The following is a 22,656-nucleotide window of genomic DNA, read 5'->3' as shown; positions in this document are numbered from 1 at the left end:
CCCCTAACAACACAATACAAATATTCTAGCATAAATTCCCACAGGTTGCAAGTAGTAAACCTTGACAGCCGGAAATTATTTGATAATTTTTTCAAGCTGATCGAGACACTGGCTGAATTTGCGGAACGTGATGGCAAACGGCTCGCGGCTCGTCATGTCGACGCCGGCCCTTTGCAGTAGCTTGATGGAGTAGTCGCTGCCGCCGCTGGCGAGGAACGAAAGATAAGCCTGCTGCGCTGGCTGGCCCTGGGTGCGGACTTTCTCCGAGAGCGTCATGGCAGCCGCATAGCCCGTGGCGTACTGGTAGACGTAGAAGGGGCGGTAGAAGTGCGGGATGCGTGACCACTCAGCGCGTAGTTCATCGTCGAGCACGACGCCGTTGCCGTAATACTTCCGGTTAAGGTCCATCCAGATGCCTTCGAGTTTGTCGGCGGTCAGGGCCTCGCCGTTTTCGACGGCCTCGTGGGTGAGTTTTTCAAACTCGGCAAAGAGCACCTGACGGAATACCGTCGTGCGAATCTGCTCGAGGTAGAGGTTTAGATAGTAGAGACGTTCTTTTTCATCGGCATGTTTTAGCATGTACTCCAGCAGCAGGTTTTCGTTGGTGGTGGAGGCGACTTCGGCGCAGAAAATCGTGTATTCGGAATTGGTGTATTCCTGATTCTTGGCGCTGTAGAAGCTGTGCATGCTATGGCCCATCTCGTGGGCGAGCGTCGAGACGGCATCATAGGTATCGTGCCAGCTCATGAGTACGAAGGGGTGCACGCCGTAGACACCCCAGGAGTAAGCGCCGCTGCGCTTGCCTTCGTTTTCAAGACGGTCCACCCAGCCGCCATCAAGACCCGCAAAGAGGTCGGCAAGATACTGCTGGCCTAAGGGAGCCAGCGCTTCTTTTAAGATATGGCGGGCCTCGTCGTAGGTATACGGCGTTTTCGGCTTTTCTACTACTGGCACGTAGAGGTCATACATATGGAGCTCGTTGATGCCTAAGAGTTTTTTCTTGAGCTTCATGTAGCGATGGAGCTCGGGCAAAAACTCGTGGGTGACCTTTATGGTCTGCTCGTAGACGCTGACGGGAATATTGCCCGCATCGAGGGCCCCAGCAAGCATCGAAGGATATTTGCGGGTGGTGCTTAGGAATTGGCTGGCCTTCACCGAGGAGCTGTAGAGGCTGGCAAAGGTGTTGCGGAACGAAAGATAGGTGGTAAAGAGCTTGTGAAAGGCATCGGCGCGCACTTTGCCATCCTGGGAGCGGATGAACTGCATGTAACGGCTCTCAGAGAGGGTCGTAAGCTTGCCATCTTCGCCCAGAGTGTCAGGGAATTTCATATCCGCATTGGTCATAACCGTGTAGGTATTGCGGGCCGTGGCGCGGATTTCGCCGGTGCGGGCGAGGAAGGCCTCCTGCTCCGTGGTCAGCACATGCTCCTTGCCCCGCAAGAGGTCCTGGAAGCGGAACTGGTATTTTTTTAGGCCCGGTAGTTTATCGGCCATGGTATGCAGGGCTTCTTCGGGCAGGGACAGAAGCTCAGGCTCGATGAAGGCGCAGGCCGCCGAGGCTTTGTCTAGGAGCGGCAGGCAGCTGGCGGTATCGGCCTGATATTCCTGATTGGCCGTATCGGTATCGGCCATCATGCGCGCATAGGCAAAGACGGCGCTAAGATTAATTTCCATGGTGTCGACGGCGGTCAGGCAGTCCAGGAGCTGCTGGGGGACGGAGAGCTTTCCGGCAAACTGCTGGATGGTTTCCAGCTGACCTTCGATGGCATCCCGGGCCTTTTGCCAATCGGCGTGGGTGGCGAAAATATCATGAAGATGCCATTTGTCTGCTGCAGGAATGTCCTCCCGGCGGGCTAATTTATTTTGACTTGTCATACTATCGTCCTCTCTATTAGAAAGTTGTTCTCAATTATTATAACACATACCAAGGGGAAGCGTAATGTGGTAGAATAAGTAGATATTATATAGAAAGCATTTGCTATAGTAAGGAGAACGATTTTGACAGAAGATATTTTATGGCTGGGCATCAATGCCAAATATTCCCATACGTCCCTGGCCATTCGTTATTTGCGCGAGGCCGTGCCGGGATCGCGGATTTTGGAGCTTACCATCAATCATCAGCTTTTGGACATGCTCGGGGAAATCTATGAGCAGCAGCCAAAAGTCTTGGGGATTTCCTGCTATATCTGGAATATCGAGGTGGTAAAACGGCTGTTGCGTTTGCTGCCAGCGGCCCTTCCGGATACCATCATCATCTGTGGTGGGCCTGAGGTGTCCTATGGCACGGCGGACTTTATGCGGGAATTTCCCATGGTGGATTATGTCCTGCGGGGCGAGGGCGAAGAGTCAATCCGCCAATTGACAAGTCAGCTTTTGACTTGTCAATTTGACCGGTCAAAAGTCAGTGCCTTGCTTGACCAGTCAGAAATCCGCGGCATCGCCTGGCGCGGCGCCGATGGTGCCGTTCATGAGGGGCATGATGTGACGGTGGCAGATCTTGCTGCGGTGCCCTTTGCCTATCGCGAAGAAGAAATGGAAGATATTTGCGAGCGCATTCTCTACTATGAGACGTCGCGCGGCTGTCCGTTTTCGTGTGCTTACTGCCTGTCCTGTGCGACGGCGGGGGTTCGCTTCCTGCCGCTTGCGCGCGTTTTTTCCGAGCTTGACTTTTTCGTGCGCCATGATGTGCGGCAGGTAAAGTTCGTCGACCGCACGTTCAACGCCAAGAAGAGCCATTTCCTGCCGATTTTGAAATATTTGCTGGCCCTGCCGGATTCGTGCCGCACGAATTTTCATTTTGAGGTGGCCATCGACTATTTAGACGAAGAAGTGCTGACGGTGCTTAGCCAGCTGCCCAAGGGCCGCGTGCAGCTCGAAATCGGCATCCAGTCCACGAATGAGCAGACGCTCAAGGCTGTCTCCCGGGTCAATCACTGGCAGGACATCAAGGCGCATATCAATCGCATCATGAGTTTTCACAATATGCATCTGCATGTGGACCTCATCATCGGCCTGCCCGGGGAAGGCATGGCGTCGTTCCAGCGTTCCTTTAACGATGTCTACGAACTGCAGACCGATATGCTTCAGCTGGGCTTTTTGAAATTCCTCAAGGGGGCAACGATGATGAATCTCGTAACCCCCTATGGCTATCAGTACATGCCCATGGCCCCCTACGAAGTGCTCGTGACCGATGCCCTAAGCTATGGGGAGATTCGCTGGTTCCACAGCTTTGAGATGGTCTTTGAGCTCTACTACAACGCAGGCCGCTGCCGCAAGACCGCTGCCTATATCATCCGGGAGCAGGAGGCGGGCGATGCCTTTGCCTTCTGGCAGAAATTCACCGACTGGTGGGAGAAAAAAGGGTTCCATAAAATCGGCCATAGCACGAAAAATCTCTATGGCTATCTGCGGGACTTTGCCTGCGAAGTCTACGCCCTCGATGAAGAACTGCTCGACAATCTCCTGCGCTTTGATGCCCTGCTGGCCGACGGCGGCCGCATCCGTCCCGAGAATCTTGGCTGGAACCGCCAGCGCTATCAGGATATCACCGCGGACTTCTGGAAAGGCGCCCCGAGCCGCGTACGCGAGTACCTGCCGGGCTATGAATTTACCAACTGGCGGGACGTCAACAAGAAGTACCATATTGAAATCTTTGGCTACCATGTAATGGAGGCAGAAGACAAAACATTGACTCGTCAACAGACGGCGGTATTGTTCGACTACACGGCGGGCGAACCAGTATGTCAAAGGATAAATTTGGAAATCGATGACAGGGCGAATAAGTGATTGGTTTTGATTGTAAAAAAGATAAATTAGTGGTGAGATATATGATAGTTTTAAGGCACTTTGTGCTGCGTGATGCGGCAGTTGTTCAGGAAAAACGATATCCTGCGAAAGCGCGGGCGGAAATTGAGCAGCTGATTCGCGAGTGGAATGAGAAGACACGTTGTGGCAGGCGGTTTGCGATGCTGGCCATTGTGCATGACGATGAAATCGTGGGGGGTTGCTCGTGGTTTGAACATAGCAAAAGCGTCGTTTCCTTCGGTGTTGACGTATGGGAAGGCGAACGGAAAAAAGGCTATGCGTTTATGGCTTTGACACAGCTGGAGAAATGCGTGCGGGAAAAAGGTTTTGCCATTGTTCAAGACCAGGTAAGGGCGGACAATGTCGCGAGCATCCGGCTGCATGAAAAATTGCAGTTTGAAACGGACGGATATGTTTATAGGAATCAAAAAGGTGGAAAGGTACTGTTGTTTTTAAAAGCACTGACAACGGCAGCATGAGCACGGAAAACAATCGCTGGGGGATAGGACATGGAACATGATATATATCGGACTTTTTCGGATTATTTGAAGGAACGCTATGGGGAAAAGGTTTATAAGCTGCCGGTGGCGCTTCCGGTCAGTTGCCCGAATCGGGATGGCTCCTGCGGCAATGGCGGGGCTGGCTGCACCTTTTGTGGTTCGATTGGTGCAGGTTATGAGAATCTGCCGGCGGATATGACGATTACGGCGCAGATTGCGGCCAATAAGGCCCATATCATCCCTAAGTATAAGGCTAAGAAATTCATTCCGTATTTCCAGAATTTCAGCAATACCTATGTGCCGCTGGAAAAATTGCGGGCCTGGGTGCAGGAGGCCGGCGCTGGCGAGGATATCGTGGCGATTTACATTGCCACGCGGCCGGACTGCGTCAGTGATAAATATTTGGCGATGCTGCGGGAGGAAGCGGATAAGCTTGGCATGGATATCTGCGTGGAGCTTGGCCTGCAAAGTGTCAACTATCATTCGCTGCAGAAAATCAACCGCGGTCATACGCTCGGGGAGTTTATCGATGCGATTTTGCGCATCAAGGCATATGGTTTGCAGTCCTGTGCACATCTTATCCTGAATCTTCCCTGGGATACGATGACGGACGTGGTGGAAGATGCCAAGGTGCTCTCGGCCTTGGGTGTCGACCAGGTCAAGCTCCATGCCCTCTACATCGTCAAGGGGACAGAGATGGCGCGGCAGTATGAGGCGGGGGAGCTTACGCTCATTTCCCGAGAGGAATACGAGGCCCGGGTCATCAACTTCCTGGAGCATCTGTCGCCGGACATTGTGCTCCAGCGCATCATCGGCCGGGCCCCGGAGACGAATACGCTGTTTTCCAACTGGCACACAGGCTGGTGGAAGATTCGCGACAACATCACCGCCACTATGGCGGCAAAGGGACAGTATCAGGGAAGGCTTTGCAAGTATCTCAATGGGCCGGCTGTAAGAAAGTTTTTGTCCGTATAAGCAGGATATTACCCGATGAATGTCTAATACCACAGTATCAACGATATGCACGGTGTTTACTGTGAAAGGGGCGATATTATGCGGGTATGGATTGAACGGATTGGGCCTTTGGGGGAAAATGAGCTTTATGCCTTTGGCCCCTCTTGGCAAGATGTGACGGGACGAGTGGAGCTTGATGCCATAGGGAATGGAATCATTCGCCGCAAGCATCAAGCCTTTTCCGAAGCGCAGCTATCGGTCATCGCTGACCAGATTGACGGGTGGATCCGTGATTTGGGCAGCTGCCAGCTATCCTGCATCAATGCGCCGGACAAAGAGAGCGGAGAACCTGAACGGCGCTGCCGTTGGAGACCGCGGGCGGCAGATTTAAGACCCTTGGAGCTTCCTATGCGGTCGGTGGAAATCGCCCCGAAGCTCGAGGACTGGTCAGGTGGCGAACAATGGCTTTAATGCAAGAACACCTCTTGGGATTTTTTCCTAAGAGGTGTTCTTTTCGTTGTGGGGAAGTTATGCTATAATGCGTAAAGTAAGTTTGTAGGACCTTGAAGATTAGGAGTAGTGTTATCGAATGAAAGTTTTTCAAAGCCTGGGCAGACAGAACCATATTGCGGGATTGGATGCACTTCGCGCGTTGGCTATTGTCGGCGTCACGCTTTTTCATATGTTTCCGGATACGGTGAAGGGCGGCTATTTGGGTGTGTCGCTTTTCTTCGTGTTGACGGGGTTTTTGCTGGCCTTCACCAGTGTGAGAAGCTGGGAGAATGGTTCCTTTTGCGTGCTTCGGTATTACGGGAAGCGGTTAAAGCGCATTTATCCGTCCCTGGTGATTATGATGCTCACGACGATTGGACTGTTTCATTTTCTGGTGCCGGAGGTCATTGCGGCAATCCGTCCCGAGGTGGAGTCGGTACTCTTAGGCTATAACAACTGGTGGCAGATTGAGCAGAATGCGGATTATTTTACCCGCATGGCTAATGCGTCACCCTTTACCCATTTGTGGTTCCTTGGTATCGAACTGCAGTATTATCTGCTATGGCCGGTATTGTTCTTTGTTTATATCCTCTGGGCCAGTGTCTTTGGCAAGCGGAGCGGGGCGGTATTCTTTGCCCTGCTGGGGCTGGCGGCAGCTTCCTTGATGCCCCTTCAGTATGAGCCGGGCATGGACGTCACGCGTCTTTATTATGGAACGGATACCCGGGTATATGCCCTGCTATTGGGGTCGGCCTTGGGATTTTGGCGCGGAGGAATGAAGCCGGCGGGCTTGCGGTTCCGCGCAGATGGCGGTTACAGCTGGTTAAAATATTTGGCCTTTGTCGGGATTCTCATGGTGACCTTTCCGGCTTTTGCCCTAATGGATGGCCAGGCAGCGTCTACTTATCAGTGGGGGATGCTCGTGATGACGCTGCTATTTTGCTGGCTGATTCAGCTGGTGGCCGATAATCGATTGGAACTTGGCCGCGGCCTTGACCAACCGGTACTGTGTTGGATTGGCCGCCACAGTTATGGCATTTTCCTTTGGCAGTATCCAGTAATCTTTTTGTTCAATCGTATGGGCTGGACGAAATGGCCGGAGTATTGGGTGCTGGAACTGGCGGCAATTGTGCTGTTGACGATTTGGTCCGATGCCATCGTGGCCTTTTTGTTAAAGCAGAAGAAACCGGCTTTGGGCCGTTCCTTTATCGTGGCCCAGTGCGTATTTTTCCTGATTGTCACCATGCCAGGAGTGGCTCTTATGGGCTACGGCGGTTATGGTATTGTGGCCTCGTCGAATCAGAAGACCTCAGAGCTCAAGGCAAAGCTTGAGGCACAGAAAGCCGTCCAGGCGGAGGCCAATGCCCGCGCGGCTGCAGAGGCAGCAGAACGGGCGAAAAAACAGCAGGAGGACCAGGAAAAAATGCTGGCTCAGCAACTGACGGGAGTAGCCTGCATCGGTGACTCGGTGTTGTTGGGGGCTTCGGGGGATGTGCGCAAGGCCCTTCCCGGAGCGATTGTGGACGGCGAGGTGTCCCGCTATGTAGGCGGCGGCATTCCTGTGGCGCAGAGCTTGGCGGCACAGGGGCAGTTAGGAAATGTAGTCGTCGTTGCATTGGGTACCAACGGGCCAATCGCGGGGCAGGAGCGCTATGAGTCGCAGACCAAGGAATTGCTCAGGATTCTCGGAACAGAGCGCAAGATTTTCTGGGTCAACATCTATGGGCAAAACCTCACTTGGCAGGATACCAACAATACCTATCTTAAGCAGGTGGCCGCTACCCATCCCAACGTCACGATTGTTGACTGGTATGGGGAAGTATCTAAGCATCCGGAATGGTTGTCCGCCGATGGCATCCATCCCAATGACGCTGGCTGTGCAGCTTATGCCCGCATCATTCGGGAGTGCCTGGAGCGGACGCTGGCCGCTTCGATAGCCCAGTAAAAAAATCAGCAGATTATTCTGACAAAAGTATTGCTTTTCTTCGAAAGAACATTTATACTGATGGTAGATAGAGGGATAGATGTTCGATAGGAGGAACCTAAAATGAAGAAGGCATTTGTCGTAGTGATGGCTGTCTTGTTCATTAGCCTTGGGGGAATGAACGCCGAAGCAGCCGAGAAGAACTGGAATCTCGTGGAAGTGACTGTTACGGTTAAAAGCGGCGATACGCTGGAGAGTATCGCGCGAGAATATATGAAGAAAAATACCTATGGGCCCCGGGAAATTCATGAATTCATCGATGGCATCCGGGAACTCAATGAATGGTTGCTGAAACGGGATATTCGTACGGGAGATACGTTGCGGATTAACTATTGGGAAAAACGAAACTAAAAAGGATTTGGGACGAAAAGTCCCCGACCCTGCGAAGTGTTCGCAGGGCCGGGGACTTTTTTATCGTTTGTTATTTGGCAACTTTTACGTTGTAACCATAGATGGTCTTCCAGTCATCCCGCATGGATACCGGAATCCAGCCATTCTTCTGGCAGTCTGCTTTCATTTTGTCGGCTTTTTTGATATTGCCGAGGTCGTCTTCCAGATCATCGCAGCAGAGCGAGAAGGCTAGTGCCTTATACTTGTTCTTGCTGATGGTGTAGTTGAACATGGAAGCATCACCAGAGCTGTTGCCGAAGGCGAGAACCGGCTGGCGGCCGATTTCGCGGGCAATGTTGGATACTTTGTTCATCTTGACATCCTTGAGGACAAACTGTCCACGGACCAGCGTGTCTTTATCTTTATCATAGACGTATTCCAGACCGTCCGTATTGCCCTGCCCGGAAGCAATGGTCATGATGTCCGTGCCGATGAAGTGGTCGCGTTTAATGGGCAGTACGCCGTCCATCAGAACGCGCTGAGCATCACGATCGGAGCCGGATACAATCCAGATATCAAAATCGTTTTCTTTGAGGTAGGAGACAACTTCTGCCATGGGCAGGTAGAACTCCTCGCCACGTTTGAGGTTCGTGAGGCCTTCGGCTGGCGTTTCCATGAATTTCTTGACGAAGGCGTTGTATTCCTCCTGGGTCATGCCAGCAAATACGGAAGCTTGGGATTTTGCCTCCTTGCCTTCCATGTCCTCTGGAATCGACTGGTTTTCGATGGCCTTTTTGACTACCAGCGCATATTCACGGTCTTCTTTGGAGGGGGTGTAGGTCGGGTCGTTAAGGGCGCGCTCCAGGTACATCATCCACTCGAAATAGCAAGGGGTGCGTTCACCGAGCAGCGTGCCATCCATATCGAATACGGCAATGCGGTCTTCCTCTGGAATGTAGTTTTTGCTCTTCTTGTTGGTTACGTCTTTGACATAGCTGGTGAGAGCTTTGAAGGAAGCCGAATCCTTATTCCAATATTGGAAGTTGCTTCCGTTTTCCTTCACACTGATTTTGGCGATTTCGGCGCGGCTGGCAGCATCGACATTCATGCTCATGCCAGTTCCTACGACAAAACTCATAGCTACCAGTGCTGCACAAAGTTTCTTCTTGTTCATAGAATTTCCCCTTTCTTCTAAAACGCTCAAGAATCACAAATGTGTAATGGTGAGAGTGTCCCCATTTACCCCCGATTTTCTATATTCGCTTAGAAATTGAGAAATCCTCCTAGTAAACTATGGAAAAATTGCGAAAATGAATCAGGTGGTTTTGATGTAATCCTGTAACATGAAATTTCCAGGCTCGACAGGTGCTTTTGGACGTTCTGTCGAAATGTATCGTCAGAAAAGACAATCCGATTCGTATCGGTGGAGGCCGGTAGGAGCTCAAAGGAGGCATGGATATGTGTGACCATGATAAGTTGGAACGAAGGTTAAATGAGTTTTTCTCGGAGCGGCATTTTGAGGAGTGGATTCCGGAGCCGCGAATTGAAAGCTTGGAGACAGGACTGCGGAACTTTGCCCATGAGTTGGCATTGGCTTTAGATGGGACAGAGGCAGCGGAGCATCCTTTGGAAAAAGCAGCGATTGCTGCCGATGCCGTCGATGAAATCATCAGCGGTCACTTGCGGGGAAGAACTCCACTGGCCTTTGCGACGTTGGCAGATGAGACCAAGGCATTGCTATGGGCAGAAATTAGCCTGCTAGATGAACTGATGCCCCGCAGTCATCAGATTTCGCCCAACTGGCTGGAGAAAAATCTCTATCCGGAGTGTCGGCGGTATGCAGCCTTTTAATTGTTTTTTATCTGATTTTTAGCTGAAAGCCATAAACATCTAAGAATTTCGGTTTACCCTAAAAAAGGAAATTTTTGACAGTCGGATTAGGCCGCTGTCGGTAGGCCGAAATGGCAGAAAGAGGGATGTTTAATGGATGATAAGAACGAACAGTTACAGCAGGAGGCGGAACGGCTGGCTTTAAAGGTCAAGGCCACGGAGGAGGAAGGGGCGGAAGCGCCTGCAAAGTCATCAGGAGGTTCCAAGATTTTGCGCGGACTGGCCAAGGGAATATTCTGTTTGGCGTTGAGCCTGCTTATGATTCATGTAATCAAGCCGATGTATTATCAATACATCGATGCCTCGGCGGCGCAGGAAATGACCGACGGGCAGAAACAAGAGGCGATGGGATTGCCGCTAAAAATGACCAAGCCCCCCAAGGGCAAAAAGAGCACTTGGAGCCGGGAAGAACTTCGCTGGATGGCGTTTATGGACATCAAACTCGACGAATTAAAAGCCTGTGTGAACGAACGAAATGAGACGGGAGCCCAGGAGTACAACAAAATGGCAAGGGATTATAATGAACGCTGTGGAGAGTATTATTATAAAGAGTCCGATTTGAAGGCTGTTCGTCTGGAAGTGGAAAAATACCGCGATCAGATTAAGCAAAAGACAAGGGAAGAAGTGCAGGCGAAAGGCTGGGATAAACCAGCGAAAAAATAATGTTTGACAAATCAAACACTCGATGCTATACTAATATTCGTTGATGACGCATGTTTGAAAGTCATTTTGCCGGAATGGCGGAATTGGCAGACGCAGCAGACTCAAAATCTGCCGTTGGCAACAACGTGCCGGTTCAAGTCCGGCTTCCGGCACCATTAGTGCTATCAAGGCCTCGCGATGTTTTCGCGGGGTTTTTTTTCGTGCTTTTGGCAGGGATTGTATGGCCAATCGTGTTTTGACCGTTCTGAAGGGCAGATTAATCTGCCCTGAAACGGTCTTATACAGGCGGGCGGCTGACAAGTCGATTTTGACAAGTCAGCCGTCCGCCTGTTATGAGCTGGATTATAGTTTAGGTGATTTTTGGTTGTCCTTTGCAGATTTTGGCTTAATTTGCTTATAATAAAATGGATGGATAAATATTAGACAAGGACAAAATTGTAGCTAATTTAATACGAATTGAGAAAAATATAAGCATCTCGAAATCCTTAATTCATAGGTTTTCGAGGTGTTTTTGTATTGTGGGTAATTTATGAAATTGGAAGATTTACCTTTGCAAGGAGTGGATGAATCATTGTTTGAAGCAAGGGGGTACATCAGGTAAAACAAATCGTTTGCAAGTTACAAGGGGATTCAGGGGACAAATAGGTTTGGCCATTCTATCTGATATTCGGTGGTTAACCTATCGACTTTCATGCTTATTTAATATATAATATAAGCACGAAAGTTGGTGATACCATGGAAGCAATCGCACAATTTATCGATGAATCGGGGCTCCTGTTGACCAAAGAAGCCCTTCGCGGCGGCATAAAAAAGGACACCTTTTATCGCTTTGTCGCAGATAACCACTTTGAGAAAGTTGCACAGGGCGTATATCTTTCCCCCGAAGCCTGGGAAGACAGCGCCTTCGTCCTGCACCAGCGGTGCCCACAGGCCGTTTTTTCCCATGACGAGGCACTTTTCTACTACGAGCTCATCGACCGTGAACCTATGGAACAGACCATAACCATCTATTCCGGCTATAACACCCAAAAACTCAAAGCATCTGGAATAAAGGTTTTCACAGTAAAAAAAGAATTACTTAACATTGGCCGGACGGAATATAAAAACTCCTTCGGACACATGATTCCCATCTACGACCTGGAGAGAACCATCTGCGACCTTGTACGCAATCGGAGCAGTTTTGAAATCCAGGACTTCCAGACTGCCATAAAAAACTACACCCGCCGTACCGACAGGGACTTAAACAGGCTGATGTCCTATGCCCCGCTCTTTCGTGTGGAAAAACTGATACGCCAATACATGGAGGTACTTTTGTAATGAAACTCACCTCAGCCCAGTTAAAGGGCCGACTAAAGAAGCTTGCCACCCAGCATCACGCAGATGCCCGCACTCTCATGCGCCTGTACATGATGGAACGCTTCTTGGAAAGAATCGCTGCCTCGGATTACCGGGACAACTTCATCATCAAAGGCGGCATACTCGTCACCTCCCTGATTGGTGTGGCCCTGCGTTCTACCATGGACATTGACACCACCATAAAGAATCTAAACCTATCCGATGAGGACATCCGTCGTATTGTCGATGAAATCTGCACCATTGACTTGCAGGACGATGTGAAATTCCAGGTAAAACAGCTAAGCCGGATAATGGACGAAATGGACTATCCTGGCATCCGTGTCACACTGAATGCCTTTCTCGGCAATATGCCTGTCCCCATGAAAATTGACATTTCCACCGGTGATGTAATCACCCCACGCGAAATACATCATCAGTATAAGCTGCTTCTGGAAGACCGTACCATCCTGTTATGGTCGTATAATCTGGAAACCCTGTTATCCGAAAAAATCCAAACCGTTCTTGCCCGTGGCCAGCTGAACACACGGATGAGAGACTTCTACGACCTGTACGAACTCTCCAAAATTTACCGTGATAAAATAGACGTTGCTACGCTCAAATCTGCATTCACAGCCACCTGTGCCAAACGCAATACCCAAAATCTGCTCCAGGATGCTCCTCAGGTAATTACGAAGATACAGCAGGACAATAATCTGATGGTGCTCTGGAAATCCTATCAGAAAAAATACACATATGCTATCAATATATCCTATGATGATATTATGCTTAGTCTGACACAGTTGTGGGAGCTAATAAAAGGTTAATAAGAAAAAATAAAATCTTTAGAATCTAATTCCGCAAATTTTTTGTCGAAGAAAGCGAGCAGCTATGTGAGGCTTGTTGGAATAAGATGTACGAAAGGAAACAATCAGATGAGTTCTCATGTGAAAAGGAACAATCCCCCAATAGATAAGGATACTAATAAAACAAGAGGTGATCGAATGAAAAAAATATTAGCAGCAATGACGGTAGCAATTGTAATAACGATGTCCGTTTGGGGACGAGGTGAATGCAGTCCAGTAAGTGTGCCACTCAATGATACGCGGGATATGTTTGAAATCATAAGATCATACAATAGAATGGTAGGAGTGGCAAGTTCGAAATGTGAGATTTCGTTAAGCTTTAGTAAAGTAAGGAATAATTCGAGTAAATATGTGAGCTTTAATGAATCCAACCGTGTGATGGGCGGCGTTGAGGTAAGCTCAAGTGGCGATGGTAAAGTGATTAATTATGTGGTAATGATTCCGAAGCAGAATATGAATCAAGTAATGATGGAATTAGTTCCTTATGCTATGATATGTTCCGTGTCTGATGTCATAGGAGGTAAGGATATAAAAATTATAGCAGCACAAACTAAGATGCTTGTACAAGGAAAAACAAACAAAATATTTGCTAAACCTGAAGCGGACAACCGGGTGTATTTGGTTAGCTGTCATTATATGCCTGAGGAACAATGTTATGTGTTTATGATACATGCTGGTAGCGTCGATTAAGAATCCGATTCAGGGACAAGGCCAAAGAACTTATGGATTCGGTTATTTTCATGGCCAAGCTGGGTGTGGGATGAATAAAAGATAAAAAGGAATTGATTATTATGTTAGGTAAAAAAATAATACTCTTAATGGTGGTAGTGCTGTTGAATTGTATGACGGCAATGGCTATGGCTGAAATCAAAGCAGAAGAGGTCCCCCTTGGCGTGAAGATTTATCATGCTAATATTGATGGAGTTGAGTCAAGAATCGAGATCCCCGTGGATGAGGTTTTTTATAATTTTGATTTTTATGTTTTAAAAGGTGGGTTTTGTAATGGATTGATTCCAAATGTGAAAGTTTATAATGAAGATGATATAGCTAACCCAATTGATGGGGAGAATATTTTATATCGGGAAGAATGTTGGACGTTTGTCTTTAATAAAGATACAGACAATGGTAAATATCCTGCTGTTTCTTTTTCTTGTGGTGGACGATATATTGATGCGCAAGGAAAAGCGATAAAAGACTATCCGTCAAGGGAGGTAAGTATATCGGAACCGCGTGCACAGATTATAATGGATATTAAAGAGAACGTTGTTGCATGGAACAAGGGGAAACCGAAATACAAAGTGATGTATGGTAACAAGCCATATATGTATTGGTATACTCATAGCAAACATAATCTCGATGGATAATAACAAAGGCAGTTCGAATAAATCGGGCTGCCTTCTTATTCGTAAGAATGATGTGGCTAGCCGGATAATAAAACAGATGGTTAAGAAAATTACCGTATAATATTTCTTCGCTTTGAGGGAAGCTATCTACTGTATACATCATCATGCAAATAGTTGAAAAATCTTATTCTATAAGCCAAATAAAAGGCCATTTACCCAATGTTTCGCATTTCAGTGTTTACGGCTTCAAAGCTGGTGGGCTGAATATAAATCCATTCGCCTGCTCCTCGATAATACATATTTTTATTATCGTATTCATAGAAAAATTTATTTGTATATTTATTAGTAACATTGCCGTCAAAGTCGCCTACGAGAACTTCAATGGAAATAGTATATTCTGGAGGTGCATACTTTATTACATTAACACTGCTTTTTCGGATATAAGTGTTTTGATGTATTTGGACAATATCACTATCGTCATTTAAATGTTTGGGAAAAGGTCCAGCACTGCAGGTGACTATTAATATGAGTAAAATAGAAGCTGAAAAAATAACAGTTATTTTTTTCATAATAGATACACTCCTTTGCTTTTTATTCCCTTATTCGCCGCGAAGTTTAGCTTTTTCTTTCAGTGTGACATGTAATATATCGTTGGCTAATGGGAAATCCTTTACATATTTCCGTGGCGAAGGTTGATTAGAAGAATTCATGCCACCTAGCCAATTTTGATACATATATTCACCATCATAATCTTGAAAACACCAAGTCGAATGGTCGCCTATGTTGGTATATACGCCAACATAGGTTAATCCGCTTCTGGTTCCGGAAAGCTCATCCGTTTCTATGAAAAAATTAAATCCCTTATCTGATGTAGAGCAGTAAACGCGTCCTGCATTTACCGTAGAGTAATAACAGTTAATAGTAGAAAAGAAAGCGAAACAAATGAAACAAACAATTATTCTTTTCATGGCAGTACCTCCTTCGTTACAAAATCTGTTCGTGATATGCTTTTGGGGGGATTCGACATAAGCTCAATAAATCCTGCATGTATGGGGATGAGCAGACTGTAGTCGGGGGATTCTTGAGAAGGAAATTACTGTCTTCCTATGGTATAATGTAGGTAGTACAATTACGGGAGGATGCAGGCATGGAATTTGGAAACATTGGGCAGTATATACGAGCAAGGCGCAAAGAGGTAAAGATGTCGCAGGTTGAGCTAGGGGGGAAGGTCGGCAAGTCTTCGCAGGTAATTTCCAAATGGGAGCGCGGCTATACCCAGAATGTCAGCGTGGACGATTTGGCAAAAATTGCGCAGGCCTTGGAGGTGTCGCCCGCGTATTTTTTCCCGGAGCAGCCAAATACCAAAAATCAATGCCCCTCCGTAGTGGACAAACGCCTGCAATATGTGATTGACAATTACCCGCAGCTGAATGACAAGGCCAAAGACCTTATTGATTCGGTCATTTTTATGGCCAAGCTGGGAAAACGGTGAAGAAAAAGATAGTCATATTTTTACCAAGGGACCTACTTACCGATAGTTGGTTTATATTCTTCATTTCCTGTTGCGATAAAAAGCAAGAGTGCCTTGGTAATCATATTATTGTGTAACGCAGATATAATAAAAACGAGGCTGTTTTTGGCCTCGTTTTTATCGTATTTCCTATTAGTCGTTGTCAGGTTCTTTTGGCGCAAGACCGCAGTCGTCGATGGTGACTTTGTTGCGGCCCTGGCGTTTGGATTGGTAGAGGGCGTTGTCGGCGCGGGAGTAGAGGCTGGTGAAGGTATCCTGGGGATGGGAGATGGTGCCGCCGACGCTCATGGTGACAGGGTGTTCCTGGGTGCCGTAATGGATAGCCGAGGGAACGGTGTCACAGATTCGCTCACAAAGGCGCTGAGCGTAGTCTTTGGAGGGGATGTTGGGAAGGTATAGGCAGAATTCATCGCCGCCCATGCGGCCAATGATATCTGTGTGGCGGATGTGTTCGCGGAGAATCTGTACGATATCCTGCAGGACTTTATCGCCAGCTTGATGGCCTGACGAGTCGTTGATGGACTTAAAATAATCGATATCTAACATGATAAAGGCACTTGGGATGCCTTTTTTTAGTGCAATCTGAATGAGGTCGTGAATGGCACCGCGGTTGTAGACGCCGGTCAGCTGGTCGGTGGCCGCTTTTTGTTCTAACTGTTGCTCTTTTACGGTGTTGGCTGTAACGTCGGAAAAGAATCCGGTGATGCGCAGGACTTTTAGATGGTTTTGGTCGTAAAATCTATGGCTGTTGACGCGGTAGAAGCAAGTGCGGTTGTTGGCATAGGTAAGGCAAAGCTCCTGGGTGATATCGTTTTTCTGGATTGCCTGCACGAGAAAGTGGAGGCCAATCTTTTCTAAGGGCGTATGGAACCGCTTAGAGGCTGTATGGAATGTGGGAATTGTCTCGGGCAGATGCAATACTGAGGCACAGCTGGGGGAAAGGTGCATTTTGTCGCTTATGGGATCGTAGTCAAAGACGAAGAATCCGGCCGTATGACTCATCCATAGGAAAAAATCCCATTGGTTCATACGGCGGTGATGCTCCCGATAGAGAAGTCCAGATAAAATGAGTGCGATTATTGTTAGAAATATATTGGCTTCAATCATAAGGTTCATAGTCCTTTTCTTTTTGCAGTCTCAGCTGTGCAAACCGTATTTTTCATTTGATTCTCATGATATCATAATTTTCGGGGGGAGTAAATAAAATCAAGCGGGCAAAAGTCAAGACTTTTTCTTGAATTTTTATCGTGCTATACTTTTAGACGTGTTGATTATGTCAGCTTTAGGGGTAAAGCTGATGGTTGAAAAGAAGTGGATAAAGGAGATTTGTGATGACGGTAACTACACAGGGAAAGGAACTTGCTTGCATCGATAAATTGGGGACGATGTGCGCTATGAGTCACTGGACCGATGACCAATTGCAGGACGTGCTGGATTTGCTGCGGGACTATGGCCAGAGCTGCGAACAGGATGGGTTTGAGGCTGGGTATGAAGCGGCCTTGAATGATGCAGTGGCTGCGGCGGAACGCACGGCTATGGGCTGAAATCTGACGAATTTTAGAAAAATAATTGACTATTACAAGATAATTCGCTATAATACGCTTGTTATTAAAGTGAAAGGGGACAAACTCACTATGGCAAAAGAAGTACTTAGCAAATCCGCACTGGTAGATAAAGTTGCAGAGGCAGCTGGCGTTTCCAAAAAAGATACGAAGGCTGTTGTTGATGCACTGCTCGAAACGGTAAAAGAGAGCGTTAAAGCTGACGCTGAGATCCGTCTCATCGGCTTCGGTACGTTCAAAAAAGCTCATCGTAATGCACGTCAGGGCCGCAACCCGCAGACGGGTGCTACGATTGAGATCGCTGCTAGCGATAGCCTGGCATTCAAATCCAGCGTTAAATACTAATTTTTGATTAGTAGAACGACGAAAGGGCATGACATGTTGTCATGTCCTTTTTGTGTAGCAGGATTTTTCTGCTGGCAGGGATGAGTGGATTTTCGTAGAATCTTTCATGGGAATAGAATTTGATGTAGGGAAGGAAGCAGGTTGAAAAAGTCACAGATTATCCTTGCAGCCGTCATCCTATATTTGCTTATCATGGTCATGGGCGGGGCTGCTTACTATGCCTATAGCGTCCAGCATGATGCGCGGCAGGCTAGGATTGAGCAGGAAGCCCAGGATGAGGCGGCAGAGCACAAGGCAGTCCAGGAGAAGGCTGCGGAACAGGAAAAGAAACCAGAAGAAGAGTCTAAGGAGCAGCGCACGTCAAAACGTGCAGGTTCGATGGAGGTGGAGACCCGGGGTGGTGTGGATTACTATAAGCATCCCTGGCCGGTAAAACCGCCCAGTGGCGTTTATCTGCGTCCCTTTGTAGCAGAGCGGAACGGCGTCTGTGTGTTCAAGAGCGATATTTATTATTTCTATGAAATCACGGACCCTGCGCAGACGGCCTGGATATTTGGGGACCGGCTGGCAATCCATGCTGGCGGGCAGACTACGACTTTGGAACTGGATCCGTCGAAACTTCATAAGCACATGGCCTCCGATGCGAGCTGGCTAGCGGAGAATTATGTGATGAATGCGGATAAGAAGACGCTGGCGGCCTATCGCCGCATTGCAAAGTCCGATTCGGCGTATATCGTGTATTACAAGGTGGGCGGCAAGGAGCGCCGGCATGATTTGAGTGCCCAGGAAATCAAGCGGATTCGCGAGATGGTGGAGCTTTACGATACCCTAAGTCAGCCGTGATGGTAGTGTCCGTATAGCGGTTTGACAGATACGGGGAAATCGAGTAATCTAATAGGAGTATTTTGTTTTATTTTTCTAGGAGGGATTTTTTCCATGAAAAAGACAGCTCTGCTGACTCTTGGCGCTCTGATGATGAGCTCCGCTGCAGTTATGGCTGCTCCGATTAACCAGATGGCTGCCAATGAGACGGCTATCGGTGTAGGTACGAATGAGTCCTACATTGAGCACAAAGTGACGAATAAGATGACGGTTGGCTATCAGTATGCAGACCGCGACCAGTATGGCGACCATAGAGATGCTTATCTCCAGTACGATATCGTTGGTTCTGAGGTCAAGATGATTGGCGGCTACCGCTGGAATCTGCCGGGGGACAAGGACCAGGCTTTTGGTGGCGTTGCTGTAAGCACGCCGAAGGTTCTGGGCTTTGAGGCTTATGCTTCCTATATCGCTGGCAAGGACTTCAACGAAACGACGGTGGGTGTCAACAAGAACCTGTTGTTCAATGTTGATGTTAACGTTAATTATCATAACTTCAAACCGGAATACGGCAAACGTGAAAACGGCGTTGGCGCTGGTGTAACGGTTAAGTTCTGATTGAAAATTTGAATACGAAAAAACCGCAGGGAATTATCCTTGCGGTTTCTTTGTGTCTGGATGTTAGTTCTGGGCGTCAAATAACGGCAGCGGCTCTAAGAAGATGATATCATCCCGGGAGGATGCATCGCCTTCAGCGAGTACGCAGGCCTGACCGATGACTTTGCCGCCGGCTTTTTCTGTCAGCTCCGTCAGGGCCTTCATGGAACCACCGGTGCTGATGACATCGTCGAGCAGCAGGACGTTCTTGCCTTTGAGGCGGTCGACGTCGACGCCGTCCAGGCAGAGGTTTTGAACGCCCTTCGTGGTGATGGAGATATCTTCAACCCAGATGGCGTTTTCCATATAAGCTTTAACCGATTTGCGGGCTACGATGTAGCGAGCCATGCCCAGCTCCCGGGCAAGGTCTGCGGCCAAGGGAATGCCCTTCGTTTCTGCCGTCAGGATAACATCCGTTTCTGGCGGAATCTTCTTGGCCAGTGCTTTGGCGCAAGCCAGGGTCAATTCCTGGTCGCCGAGCATGATGAAGCCGGCAATGGCCAGTTTATCCGTGACGTTCAGGATTGGCAGGGAGCGTTTGCAGCCCGCTACCGTTAATTCATAAAATCTATCAGCCATAGTACACCTCTCTTATTAATACGGAACTATTATACGCTCTTTATATCTAATGTGCAAATTTTAATGTAGGAATTCGAAACTTTGACGAAAAAAATTCAATTTTATATTGTGTATCTTGCTGGATTGTACTAAAATATTTTCATAAGACCCTTTGGGCCTTAAATTTATCAAAAAGGTCGTGTTAATGTGTTATGAAGAGTTTCAGACTCACCGAAAAAGAAATGAACAAGATGGCAGAGCGGATTCCTACACCGTTCCTGGTCGCATCGCTGGACAAAGTTGAGGAAAACTACCAGTTTATGCGCAAGCATTTGCCAAGTGCTGGTGTTTATTATGCCATGAAGGCAAATCCGACACCGGAAATCCTCAAGCTGCTGGCTTCTCTTGGCTCCCACTTTGATGTGGCTTCGGCTGGCGAGATGGAAGCGCTGGCAGAGCTTGGCATCGAGGGTTCGCGGATGATTTACGCCAATCCTGTAAAGGATGTGCGTGGCCTGCAGGCGGCGGCTGTCTATGGTGTGCGCCGGTTCACCTTTGATGACGTGACGGAAATCGACAAGATGGCCAAATACGTGCCAGGGGCTGATGTGCTGGTGCGCATCCAGGTCCGCAACAACAAGGCCCTTGTCGACCTCAATACGAAGTTCGGCGCGCCGATGGATGAGGCCCTTGATTTGCTGGAGAAGGCAGAGAAGGCTGGCCTCCATGCGATGGGCATCTGCTTCCACGTTGGCAGCCAGTCGCTGTCGACGGCGGCTTATGAAGAGGCCCTGCTCTTAGTTCGTAATCTTTTCGATGAGGCGGAAGCTCGCGGAATGCACCTTACCGATCTCGATATAGGCGGCGGTTTCCCGGTACCCGATGCGGATGGGCTTACGGTGGATCTGGCAGCCATGATGGAGGCCATCAACCGCCAGATTGACCGCTTGTTCCCGGAGACGGCAGTATGGACGGAGCCAGGACGTTACATGTGCGGCACGGCGGTCAACCTCGTGACCTCGGTTATCGGCACCAAGGATCGGGCGGGCACGCCGTGGTATATCCTCGACGAGGGTATCTATGGCTGCTTCTCCGGCATCATGTATGACCATTGGACTTACCCGCTCCATTGCTTTGGCAAGGGGGAGAAGAAGCCGTCGGTCTTTGCCGGCCCGAGTTGCGATGGCATCGATGTGCTCTATCGCGACTTTATGGCGCCTCAGCTCCAGGTGGGGGATAACCTTCTCGTAACGGAGATGGGTTCCTATACCAGCGTCAGCGCAACGCGCTTCAACGGTTTCTACCTGGCCCCGACGGTTATCTTTGAGGATCAGCCCGAGTATGAGGCACGTCAGAGCACCAGCAATGACGACGATGCCGAGGCGGCTGTCTGACTTTTGACATCTGACAATTGACATTTGACAAGTCAAACTGGCAGCAGTATAGAAAGGAAGAAATACAGAATGGAATTAGCAGAGATCGAGCATATGCTGCTGCATGCCCTGACGGAAGAATCTGTAGGGGAAAAGCTCGATGGTGCCAAATCCCAGCAGGAAGTATACGAGGCTTTAAAAACGCTGCCGTACTTCACGCTGACGATGGAGGAATTCCAGCAGGGAATCCAGGCACTCAAGAACGAACAGGCCGAAGTGCATGAGCACGAGGCCGAGTAAATGACATAGAAATAACCCCGCTACGATGTAGCGGGGCTATTTTTATGCGTGGTATCAGAGGTTTTTCTCCGTCAGAACCATATCGATGGCGTTGAGCACGTCGTCGACGTTTTCTTTTGTGATGACAAGGGGCGGCTGGAAGGCCATGACGTTGCGGCCTACGCCGTTCTTGCCGATGATGAAGCCGCGGTCTTTGAGGGTCTCCAAAACATCATCGAGGATTTCGGGGGCCTCGGAGCCGTCGGCATGGATGAATTCGGCACCGTCCATGAGGCCAAGGCCGCGGACGTCGCCGATGACGGGATGTTTCTTCTGGAGTTCGCGCAGGCCGGCTCGCAGCTGCTCACCGCGCTCCATGGCGTTCTGGGCAAGCTTATGCTCCTCGATGTAGTCGAGGACGGCCAGGGCTGCTTCCGAAGAAACCGGGTTGCCGCCGAGGGTCGAGGCGCCGGGGCGGGTATAGGTATCAGCAATCTTGGCACTGGCGATAAAGGCCGAAATCGGCGTGCCGTTGCCGAGGGCTTTGGCCATGCACATGATGTCAGGGACGACATCGTAGTTTTCGATGGCAAAGAGCTTGCCCGTGCGCGCAAAGCCCGTCTGAACCTCGTCGATGATCAGCAGCGTGTTGTACTTCTCCAGGATTTCCTTGACGCGCTGGAAGTAGCCCTTCGGCGGTACGACGCAGCCGGCGTTGCCCTGGATCGTCTCGGCGATGAAGGCACCCGGATGGCCCGATGTCGCCGTCTTGATGAGGTCTTCGATGGCGTTGGCGCAGGCGTAGTCGCATTCCGGGAATTTCTTGTTCATGGGGCAGCGGTAGCAGTTGGGGTTCGGGGCAAAGTGGATGCCGCCTACTGGCGTCGGTGCCGTGCGCCACATGGTAAGGCCCGTGACGCTCATGCCGAGCTTCGTGCGGCCGTGCAGGCCCTGGCGCAGGGAGATGATCTCGCTGTTGCCGCTGTATACTTCTGCCAGCAGCAGGGCGCCCTCGGTGGCCTCGGAGCCCGTGGAGCAGAAGAAGGATTTCTGCAGGTCTCCCGGCGTGACTTTGGCCAGCTTTTCGGCGAGGTTGACGAAGTTTTCGGTCAGGTAGATGTTGCAGACATGCTGGAGCTTATCGACCTGCGCCTTGATTTTTTCGGTGATCTCGGGATTGCAGTGGCCGCAGTTCATGACCGATACACCGGCATACATGTCGAGATATTTCTTGCCGTTGCTGTCCCAGAGGTACTGCATCGATCCCTTGACCATCTGCTGCGGGTTCGAGTAGAAATGCGCGAGGCATGGCATGATATATTTCTTTTTCTTTTCGATGATGGCCTCAGGGCCAATGTATTTCTGTTCTTCCAT

Annotated in this window: 26 protein-coding genes and 1 tRNA gene; 20 read left to right on the top strand and 7 right to left on the bottom strand. The window is 49.1% G+C overall.

What is annotated here, in order from left to right; all coding sequences use genetic code 11:
* Window positions 1-75: 75 nt before the first annotated feature.
* A complete protein-coding gene (gene pepF, locus BLQ36_RS06550) occupies window positions 76-1,875 on the bottom strand; it encodes an oligoendopeptidase F (protein ID WP_074514742.1) in 1,800 nt (599 codons plus the stop codon).
* A 123-nt stretch (window positions 1,876-1,998) separates the two neighbouring features.
* On the opposite strand from pepF, the gene BLQ36_RS06545 reads away from it, so the two are divergent.
* The 6 genes from BLQ36_RS06545 to BLQ36_RS06520 all read left to right on the top strand — a co-directional run bounded on the left by BLQ36_RS06545 (window position 1,999) and on the right by BLQ36_RS06520 (window position 8,085).
* Window positions 1,999-3,786: a B12-binding domain-containing radical SAM protein gene (locus tag BLQ36_RS06545; protein ID WP_318260929.1), complete on the top strand. Its 1,788-nt coding sequence runs from the start codon at window positions 1,999-2,001 to the stop codon at window positions 3,784-3,786.
* A complete protein-coding gene (locus tag BLQ36_RS06540) occupies window positions 3,783-4,283 on the top strand; it encodes a GNAT family N-acetyltransferase (RefSeq protein ID WP_081342251.1) in 501 nt (166 codons plus the stop codon). Before BLQ36_RS06545 ends, BLQ36_RS06540 begins: the two co-directional genes overlap by 4 nt.
* Before the next feature lie 30 nt (window positions 4,284-4,313).
* Window positions 4,314-5,279, top strand: coding sequence for a TIGR01212 family radical SAM protein (locus BLQ36_RS06535; protein WP_074514737.1), 966 nt, complete (start codon window positions 4,314-4,316; stop codon window positions 5,277-5,279).
* Window positions 5,280-5,357: 78 nt separating this feature from the next.
* On the top strand, window positions 5,358-5,729 hold the full coding sequence (locus BLQ36_RS06530; RefSeq protein ID WP_074514736.1) for a hypothetical protein: 372 nt from the start codon (window positions 5,358-5,360) through the stop codon (window positions 5,727-5,729).
* 118 nt (window positions 5,730-5,847) lie between these two features.
* Window positions 5,848-7,695, top strand: a complete 1,848-nt coding sequence (locus BLQ36_RS06525) for an acyltransferase family protein (RefSeq protein ID WP_074514734.1) — start codon at window positions 5,848-5,850, stop codon at window positions 7,693-7,695.
* A 102-nt stretch (window positions 7,696-7,797) separates the two neighbouring features.
* The gene (locus tag BLQ36_RS06520; RefSeq protein ID WP_051635194.1) at window positions 7,798-8,085 is read left to right on the top strand and encodes a LysM peptidoglycan-binding domain-containing protein; all 288 of its coding nucleotides are present in this window, start codon (window positions 7,798-7,800) and stop codon (window positions 8,083-8,085) included.
* A 70-nt stretch (window positions 8,086-8,155) separates the two neighbouring features.
* Here the strand turns inward: BLQ36_RS06520 and BLQ36_RS06515 are convergent, their stop codons facing one another.
* Window positions 8,156-9,238, bottom strand: a complete 1,083-nt coding sequence (locus BLQ36_RS06515) for an HAD family hydrolase (protein ID WP_074514733.1) — start codon at window positions 9,236-9,238, stop codon at window positions 8,156-8,158.
* Between the two features lie 284 nt (window positions 9,239-9,522).
* Here BLQ36_RS06515 and BLQ36_RS06510 point away from each other — a divergent pair, with 284 nt between their 5' ends.
* The 7 genes from BLQ36_RS06510 to BLQ36_RS06480 all read left to right on the top strand — a co-directional run bounded on the left by BLQ36_RS06510 (window position 9,523) and on the right by BLQ36_RS06480 (window position 14,179).
* Window positions 9,523-9,915 carry a hypothetical protein gene (locus BLQ36_RS06510; RefSeq protein ID WP_074514731.1) on the top strand — a complete coding sequence of 131 codons (393 nt, stop codon included), beginning with the start codon at window positions 9,523-9,525 and terminating at the stop codon, window positions 9,913-9,915.
* 132 nt (window positions 9,916-10,047) lie between these two features.
* Window positions 10,048-10,617 (top strand): hypothetical protein, encoded by a 570-nt coding sequence (locus tag BLQ36_RS06505; protein ID WP_074514730.1) that lies wholly within the window; start codon window positions 10,048-10,050, stop codon window positions 10,615-10,617.
* A gap of 68 nt (window positions 10,618-10,685) precedes the next feature.
* Window positions 10,686-10,772: transfer RNA gene (locus tag BLQ36_RS06500), tRNA-Leu, on the top strand.
* Window positions 10,773-11,352: 580 nt separating this feature from the next.
* Window positions 11,353-11,934, top strand: coding sequence for a type IV toxin-antitoxin system AbiEi family antitoxin domain-containing protein (locus tag BLQ36_RS06495; RefSeq protein WP_074514728.1), 582 nt, complete (start codon window positions 11,353-11,355; stop codon window positions 11,932-11,934).
* On the top strand, window positions 11,934-12,776 hold the full coding sequence (locus tag BLQ36_RS06490; RefSeq protein WP_074514727.1) for a nucleotidyl transferase AbiEii/AbiGii toxin family protein: 843 nt from the start codon (window positions 11,934-11,936) through the stop codon (window positions 12,774-12,776). Before BLQ36_RS06495 ends, BLQ36_RS06490 begins: the two co-directional genes overlap by 1 nt.
* Window positions 12,777-12,953: 177 nt before the next feature.
* On the top strand, window positions 12,954-13,505 hold the full coding sequence (locus BLQ36_RS06485; protein ID WP_074514725.1) for a hypothetical protein: 552 nt from the start codon (window positions 12,954-12,956) through the stop codon (window positions 13,503-13,505).
* A gap of 101 nt (window positions 13,506-13,606) precedes the next feature.
* Window positions 13,607-14,179 carry a hypothetical protein gene (locus BLQ36_RS06480; protein WP_074514724.1) on the top strand — a complete coding sequence of 191 codons (573 nt, stop codon included), beginning with the start codon at window positions 13,607-13,609 and terminating at the stop codon, window positions 14,177-14,179.
* A 191-nt stretch (window positions 14,180-14,370) separates the two neighbouring features.
* Here BLQ36_RS06480 and BLQ36_RS06475 read toward each other — a convergent pair whose 3' ends face one another.
* Both BLQ36_RS06475 and BLQ36_RS06470 read right to left on the bottom strand, forming a co-directional pair.
* On the bottom strand, window positions 14,371-14,727 hold the full coding sequence (locus BLQ36_RS06475; protein ID WP_074514723.1) for a hypothetical protein: 357 nt from the start codon (window positions 14,725-14,727) through the stop codon (window positions 14,371-14,373).
* Between the two features lie 30 nt (window positions 14,728-14,757).
* Window positions 14,758-15,126, bottom strand: coding sequence for a hypothetical protein (locus BLQ36_RS06470; RefSeq protein WP_074514721.1), 369 nt, complete (start codon window positions 15,124-15,126; stop codon window positions 14,758-14,760).
* Between the two features lie 179 nt (window positions 15,127-15,305).
* On the opposite strand from BLQ36_RS06470, the gene BLQ36_RS06465 reads away from it, so the two are divergent.
* Window positions 15,306-15,650 carry a helix-turn-helix domain-containing protein gene (locus BLQ36_RS06465; RefSeq protein ID WP_074514720.1) on the top strand — a complete coding sequence of 115 codons (345 nt, stop codon included), beginning with the start codon at window positions 15,306-15,308 and terminating at the stop codon, window positions 15,648-15,650.
* Window positions 15,651-15,821: 171 nt separating this feature from the next.
* On the opposite strand, the gene BLQ36_RS06460 is transcribed toward BLQ36_RS06465, so the two are convergent.
* Window positions 15,822-16,718, bottom strand: coding sequence for a GGDEF domain-containing protein (locus BLQ36_RS06460; RefSeq protein ID WP_074514718.1), 897 nt, complete (start codon window positions 16,716-16,718; stop codon window positions 15,822-15,824).
* A gap of 302 nt (window positions 16,719-17,020) precedes the next feature.
* Here BLQ36_RS06460 and BLQ36_RS06455 point away from each other — a divergent pair, with 302 nt between their 5' ends.
* The 4 genes from BLQ36_RS06455 to BLQ36_RS06440 all read left to right on the top strand — a co-directional run bounded on the left by BLQ36_RS06455 (window position 17,021) and on the right by BLQ36_RS06440 (window position 19,033).
* Window positions 17,021-17,233, top strand: a complete 213-nt coding sequence (locus BLQ36_RS06455; RefSeq protein ID WP_074514717.1) for a hypothetical protein — start codon at window positions 17,021-17,023, stop codon at window positions 17,231-17,233.
* Window positions 17,234-17,323: 90 nt separating this feature from the next.
* Complete coding sequence (locus tag BLQ36_RS06450; protein WP_033169776.1) at window positions 17,324-17,596, top strand: HU family DNA-binding protein; 273 nt, start codon at window positions 17,324-17,326, stop codon at window positions 17,594-17,596.
* A 141-nt stretch (window positions 17,597-17,737) separates the two neighbouring features.
* Window positions 17,738-18,439 carry a hypothetical protein gene (locus BLQ36_RS06445; protein WP_074514715.1) on the top strand — a complete coding sequence of 234 codons (702 nt, stop codon included), beginning with the start codon at window positions 17,738-17,740 and terminating at the stop codon, window positions 18,437-18,439.
* A 93-nt stretch (window positions 18,440-18,532) separates the two neighbouring features.
* The gene (locus BLQ36_RS06440) at window positions 18,533-19,033 is read left to right on the top strand and encodes a hypothetical protein (protein WP_074514713.1); all 501 of its coding nucleotides are present in this window, start codon (window positions 18,533-18,535) and stop codon (window positions 19,031-19,033) included.
* A 63-nt stretch (window positions 19,034-19,096) separates the two neighbouring features.
* Here the strand turns inward: BLQ36_RS06440 and BLQ36_RS06435 are convergent, their stop codons facing one another.
* Window positions 19,097-19,651, bottom strand: coding sequence for a phosphoribosyltransferase family protein (locus BLQ36_RS06435; RefSeq protein ID WP_074514712.1), 555 nt, complete (start codon window positions 19,649-19,651; stop codon window positions 19,097-19,099).
* Window positions 19,652-19,842: 191 nt separating this feature from the next.
* On the opposite strand from BLQ36_RS06435, the gene BLQ36_RS06430 reads away from it, so the two are divergent.
* Together BLQ36_RS06430 and BLQ36_RS06425 are read left to right on the top strand one after the other, a co-directional pair.
* Entirely contained in the window at window positions 19,843-21,024 is a 1,182-nt protein-coding gene (locus BLQ36_RS06430) for a type III PLP-dependent enzyme (protein ID WP_074514710.1), read from the top strand.
* A gap of 69 nt (window positions 21,025-21,093) precedes the next feature.
* Window positions 21,094-21,303 carry a hypothetical protein gene (locus BLQ36_RS06425; protein WP_074514709.1) on the top strand — a complete coding sequence of 70 codons (210 nt, stop codon included), beginning with the start codon at window positions 21,094-21,096 and terminating at the stop codon, window positions 21,301-21,303.
* Window positions 21,304-21,357: 54 nt separating this feature from the next.
* Here the strand turns inward: BLQ36_RS06425 and BLQ36_RS06420 are convergent, their stop codons facing one another.
* Complete coding sequence (locus BLQ36_RS06420; protein ID WP_074514707.1) at window positions 21,358-22,656, bottom strand: aspartate aminotransferase family protein; 1,299 nt, start codon at window positions 22,654-22,656, stop codon at window positions 21,358-21,360.

The organism is Selenomonas sp. WCT3 (assembly GCA_900100835.1).
GTDB classification, from domain to species: domain Bacteria; phylum Bacillota; class Negativicutes; order Selenomonadales; family Selenomonadaceae; genus Selenomonas_A; species Selenomonas_A ruminantium_E.
The sequence above is the reverse complement of the archived record's forward strand: the minus strand, read 5'-3'. Positions and strand labels throughout refer to the sequence as shown.

Excerpts from the sequence above, each read along its gene's own strand:
- BLQ36_RS06420 (WP_074514707.1), bottom strand. The coding sequence starts at position 22,656 with ATGGAAGAACAGAAATACATTGGCCCTGAGGCCATCATCGAAAAGAAA.
- BLQ36_RS06450 (WP_033169776.1), top strand. The coding sequence starts at position 17,324 with ATGGCAAAAGAAGTACTTAGCAAATCCGCACTGGTAGATAAAGTTGCA.
- BLQ36_RS06435 (WP_074514712.1), bottom strand. The coding sequence starts at position 19,651 with ATGGCTGATAGATTTTATGAATTAACGGTAGCGGGCTGCAAACGCTCC.
- BLQ36_RS06475 (WP_074514723.1), bottom strand. The coding sequence starts at position 14,727 with ATGAAAAAAATAACTGTTATTTTTTCAGCTTCTATTTTACTCATATTA.
- BLQ36_RS06510 (WP_074514731.1), top strand. The coding sequence starts at position 9,523 with ATGTGTGACCATGATAAGTTGGAACGAAGGTTAAATGAGTTTTTCTCG.
- BLQ36_RS06495 (WP_074514728.1), top strand. The coding sequence starts at position 11,353 with ATGGAAGCAATCGCACAATTTATCGATGAATCGGGGCTCCTGTTGACC.
- BLQ36_RS06440 (WP_074514713.1), top strand. The coding sequence starts at position 18,533 with ATGAAAAAGACAGCTCTGCTGACTCTTGGCGCTCTGATGATGAGCTCC.
- BLQ36_RS06455 (WP_074514717.1), top strand. The coding sequence starts at position 17,021 with ATGACGGTAACTACACAGGGAAAGGAACTTGCTTGCATCGATAAATTG.
- pepF (WP_074514742.1), bottom strand. The coding sequence starts at position 1,875 with ATGACAAGTCAAAATAAATTAGCCCGCCGGGAGGACATTCCTGCAGCA.
- BLQ36_RS06480 (WP_074514724.1), top strand. The coding sequence starts at position 13,607 with ATGTTAGGTAAAAAAATAATACTCTTAATGGTGGTAGTGCTGTTGAAT.
- BLQ36_RS06520 (WP_051635194.1), top strand. The coding sequence starts at position 7,798 with ATGAAGAAGGCATTTGTCGTAGTGATGGCTGTCTTGTTCATTAGCCTT.
- BLQ36_RS06505 (WP_074514730.1), top strand. The coding sequence starts at position 10,048 with ATGGATGATAAGAACGAACAGTTACAGCAGGAGGCGGAACGGCTGGCT.
- BLQ36_RS06525 (WP_074514734.1), top strand. The coding sequence starts at position 5,848 with ATGAAAGTTTTTCAAAGCCTGGGCAGACAGAACCATATTGCGGGATTG.
- BLQ36_RS06535 (WP_074514737.1), top strand. The coding sequence starts at position 4,314 with ATGGAACATGATATATATCGGACTTTTTCGGATTATTTGAAGGAACGC.
- BLQ36_RS06425 (WP_074514709.1), top strand. The coding sequence starts at position 21,094 with ATGGAATTAGCAGAGATCGAGCATATGCTGCTGCATGCCCTGACGGAA.
- BLQ36_RS06460 (WP_074514718.1), bottom strand. The coding sequence starts at position 16,718 with ATGAACCAATGGGATTTTTTCCTATGGATGAGTCATACGGCCGGATTC.
- BLQ36_RS06465 (WP_074514720.1), top strand. The coding sequence starts at position 15,306 with ATGGAATTTGGAAACATTGGGCAGTATATACGAGCAAGGCGCAAAGAG.
- BLQ36_RS06530 (WP_074514736.1), top strand. The coding sequence starts at position 5,358 with ATGCGGGTATGGATTGAACGGATTGGGCCTTTGGGGGAAAATGAGCTT.
- BLQ36_RS06430 (WP_074514710.1), top strand. The coding sequence starts at position 19,843 with ATGAAGAGTTTCAGACTCACCGAAAAAGAAATGAACAAGATGGCAGAG.
- BLQ36_RS06470 (WP_074514721.1), bottom strand. The coding sequence starts at position 15,126 with ATGAAAAGAATAATTGTTTGTTTCATTTGTTTCGCTTTCTTTTCTACT.
- BLQ36_RS06490 (WP_074514727.1), top strand. The coding sequence starts at position 11,934 with ATGAAACTCACCTCAGCCCAGTTAAAGGGCCGACTAAAGAAGCTTGCC.
- BLQ36_RS06515 (WP_074514733.1), bottom strand. The coding sequence starts at position 9,238 with ATGAACAAGAAGAAACTTTGTGCAGCACTGGTAGCTATGAGTTTTGTC.
- BLQ36_RS06485 (WP_074514725.1), top strand. The coding sequence starts at position 12,954 with ATGAAAAAAATATTAGCAGCAATGACGGTAGCAATTGTAATAACGATG.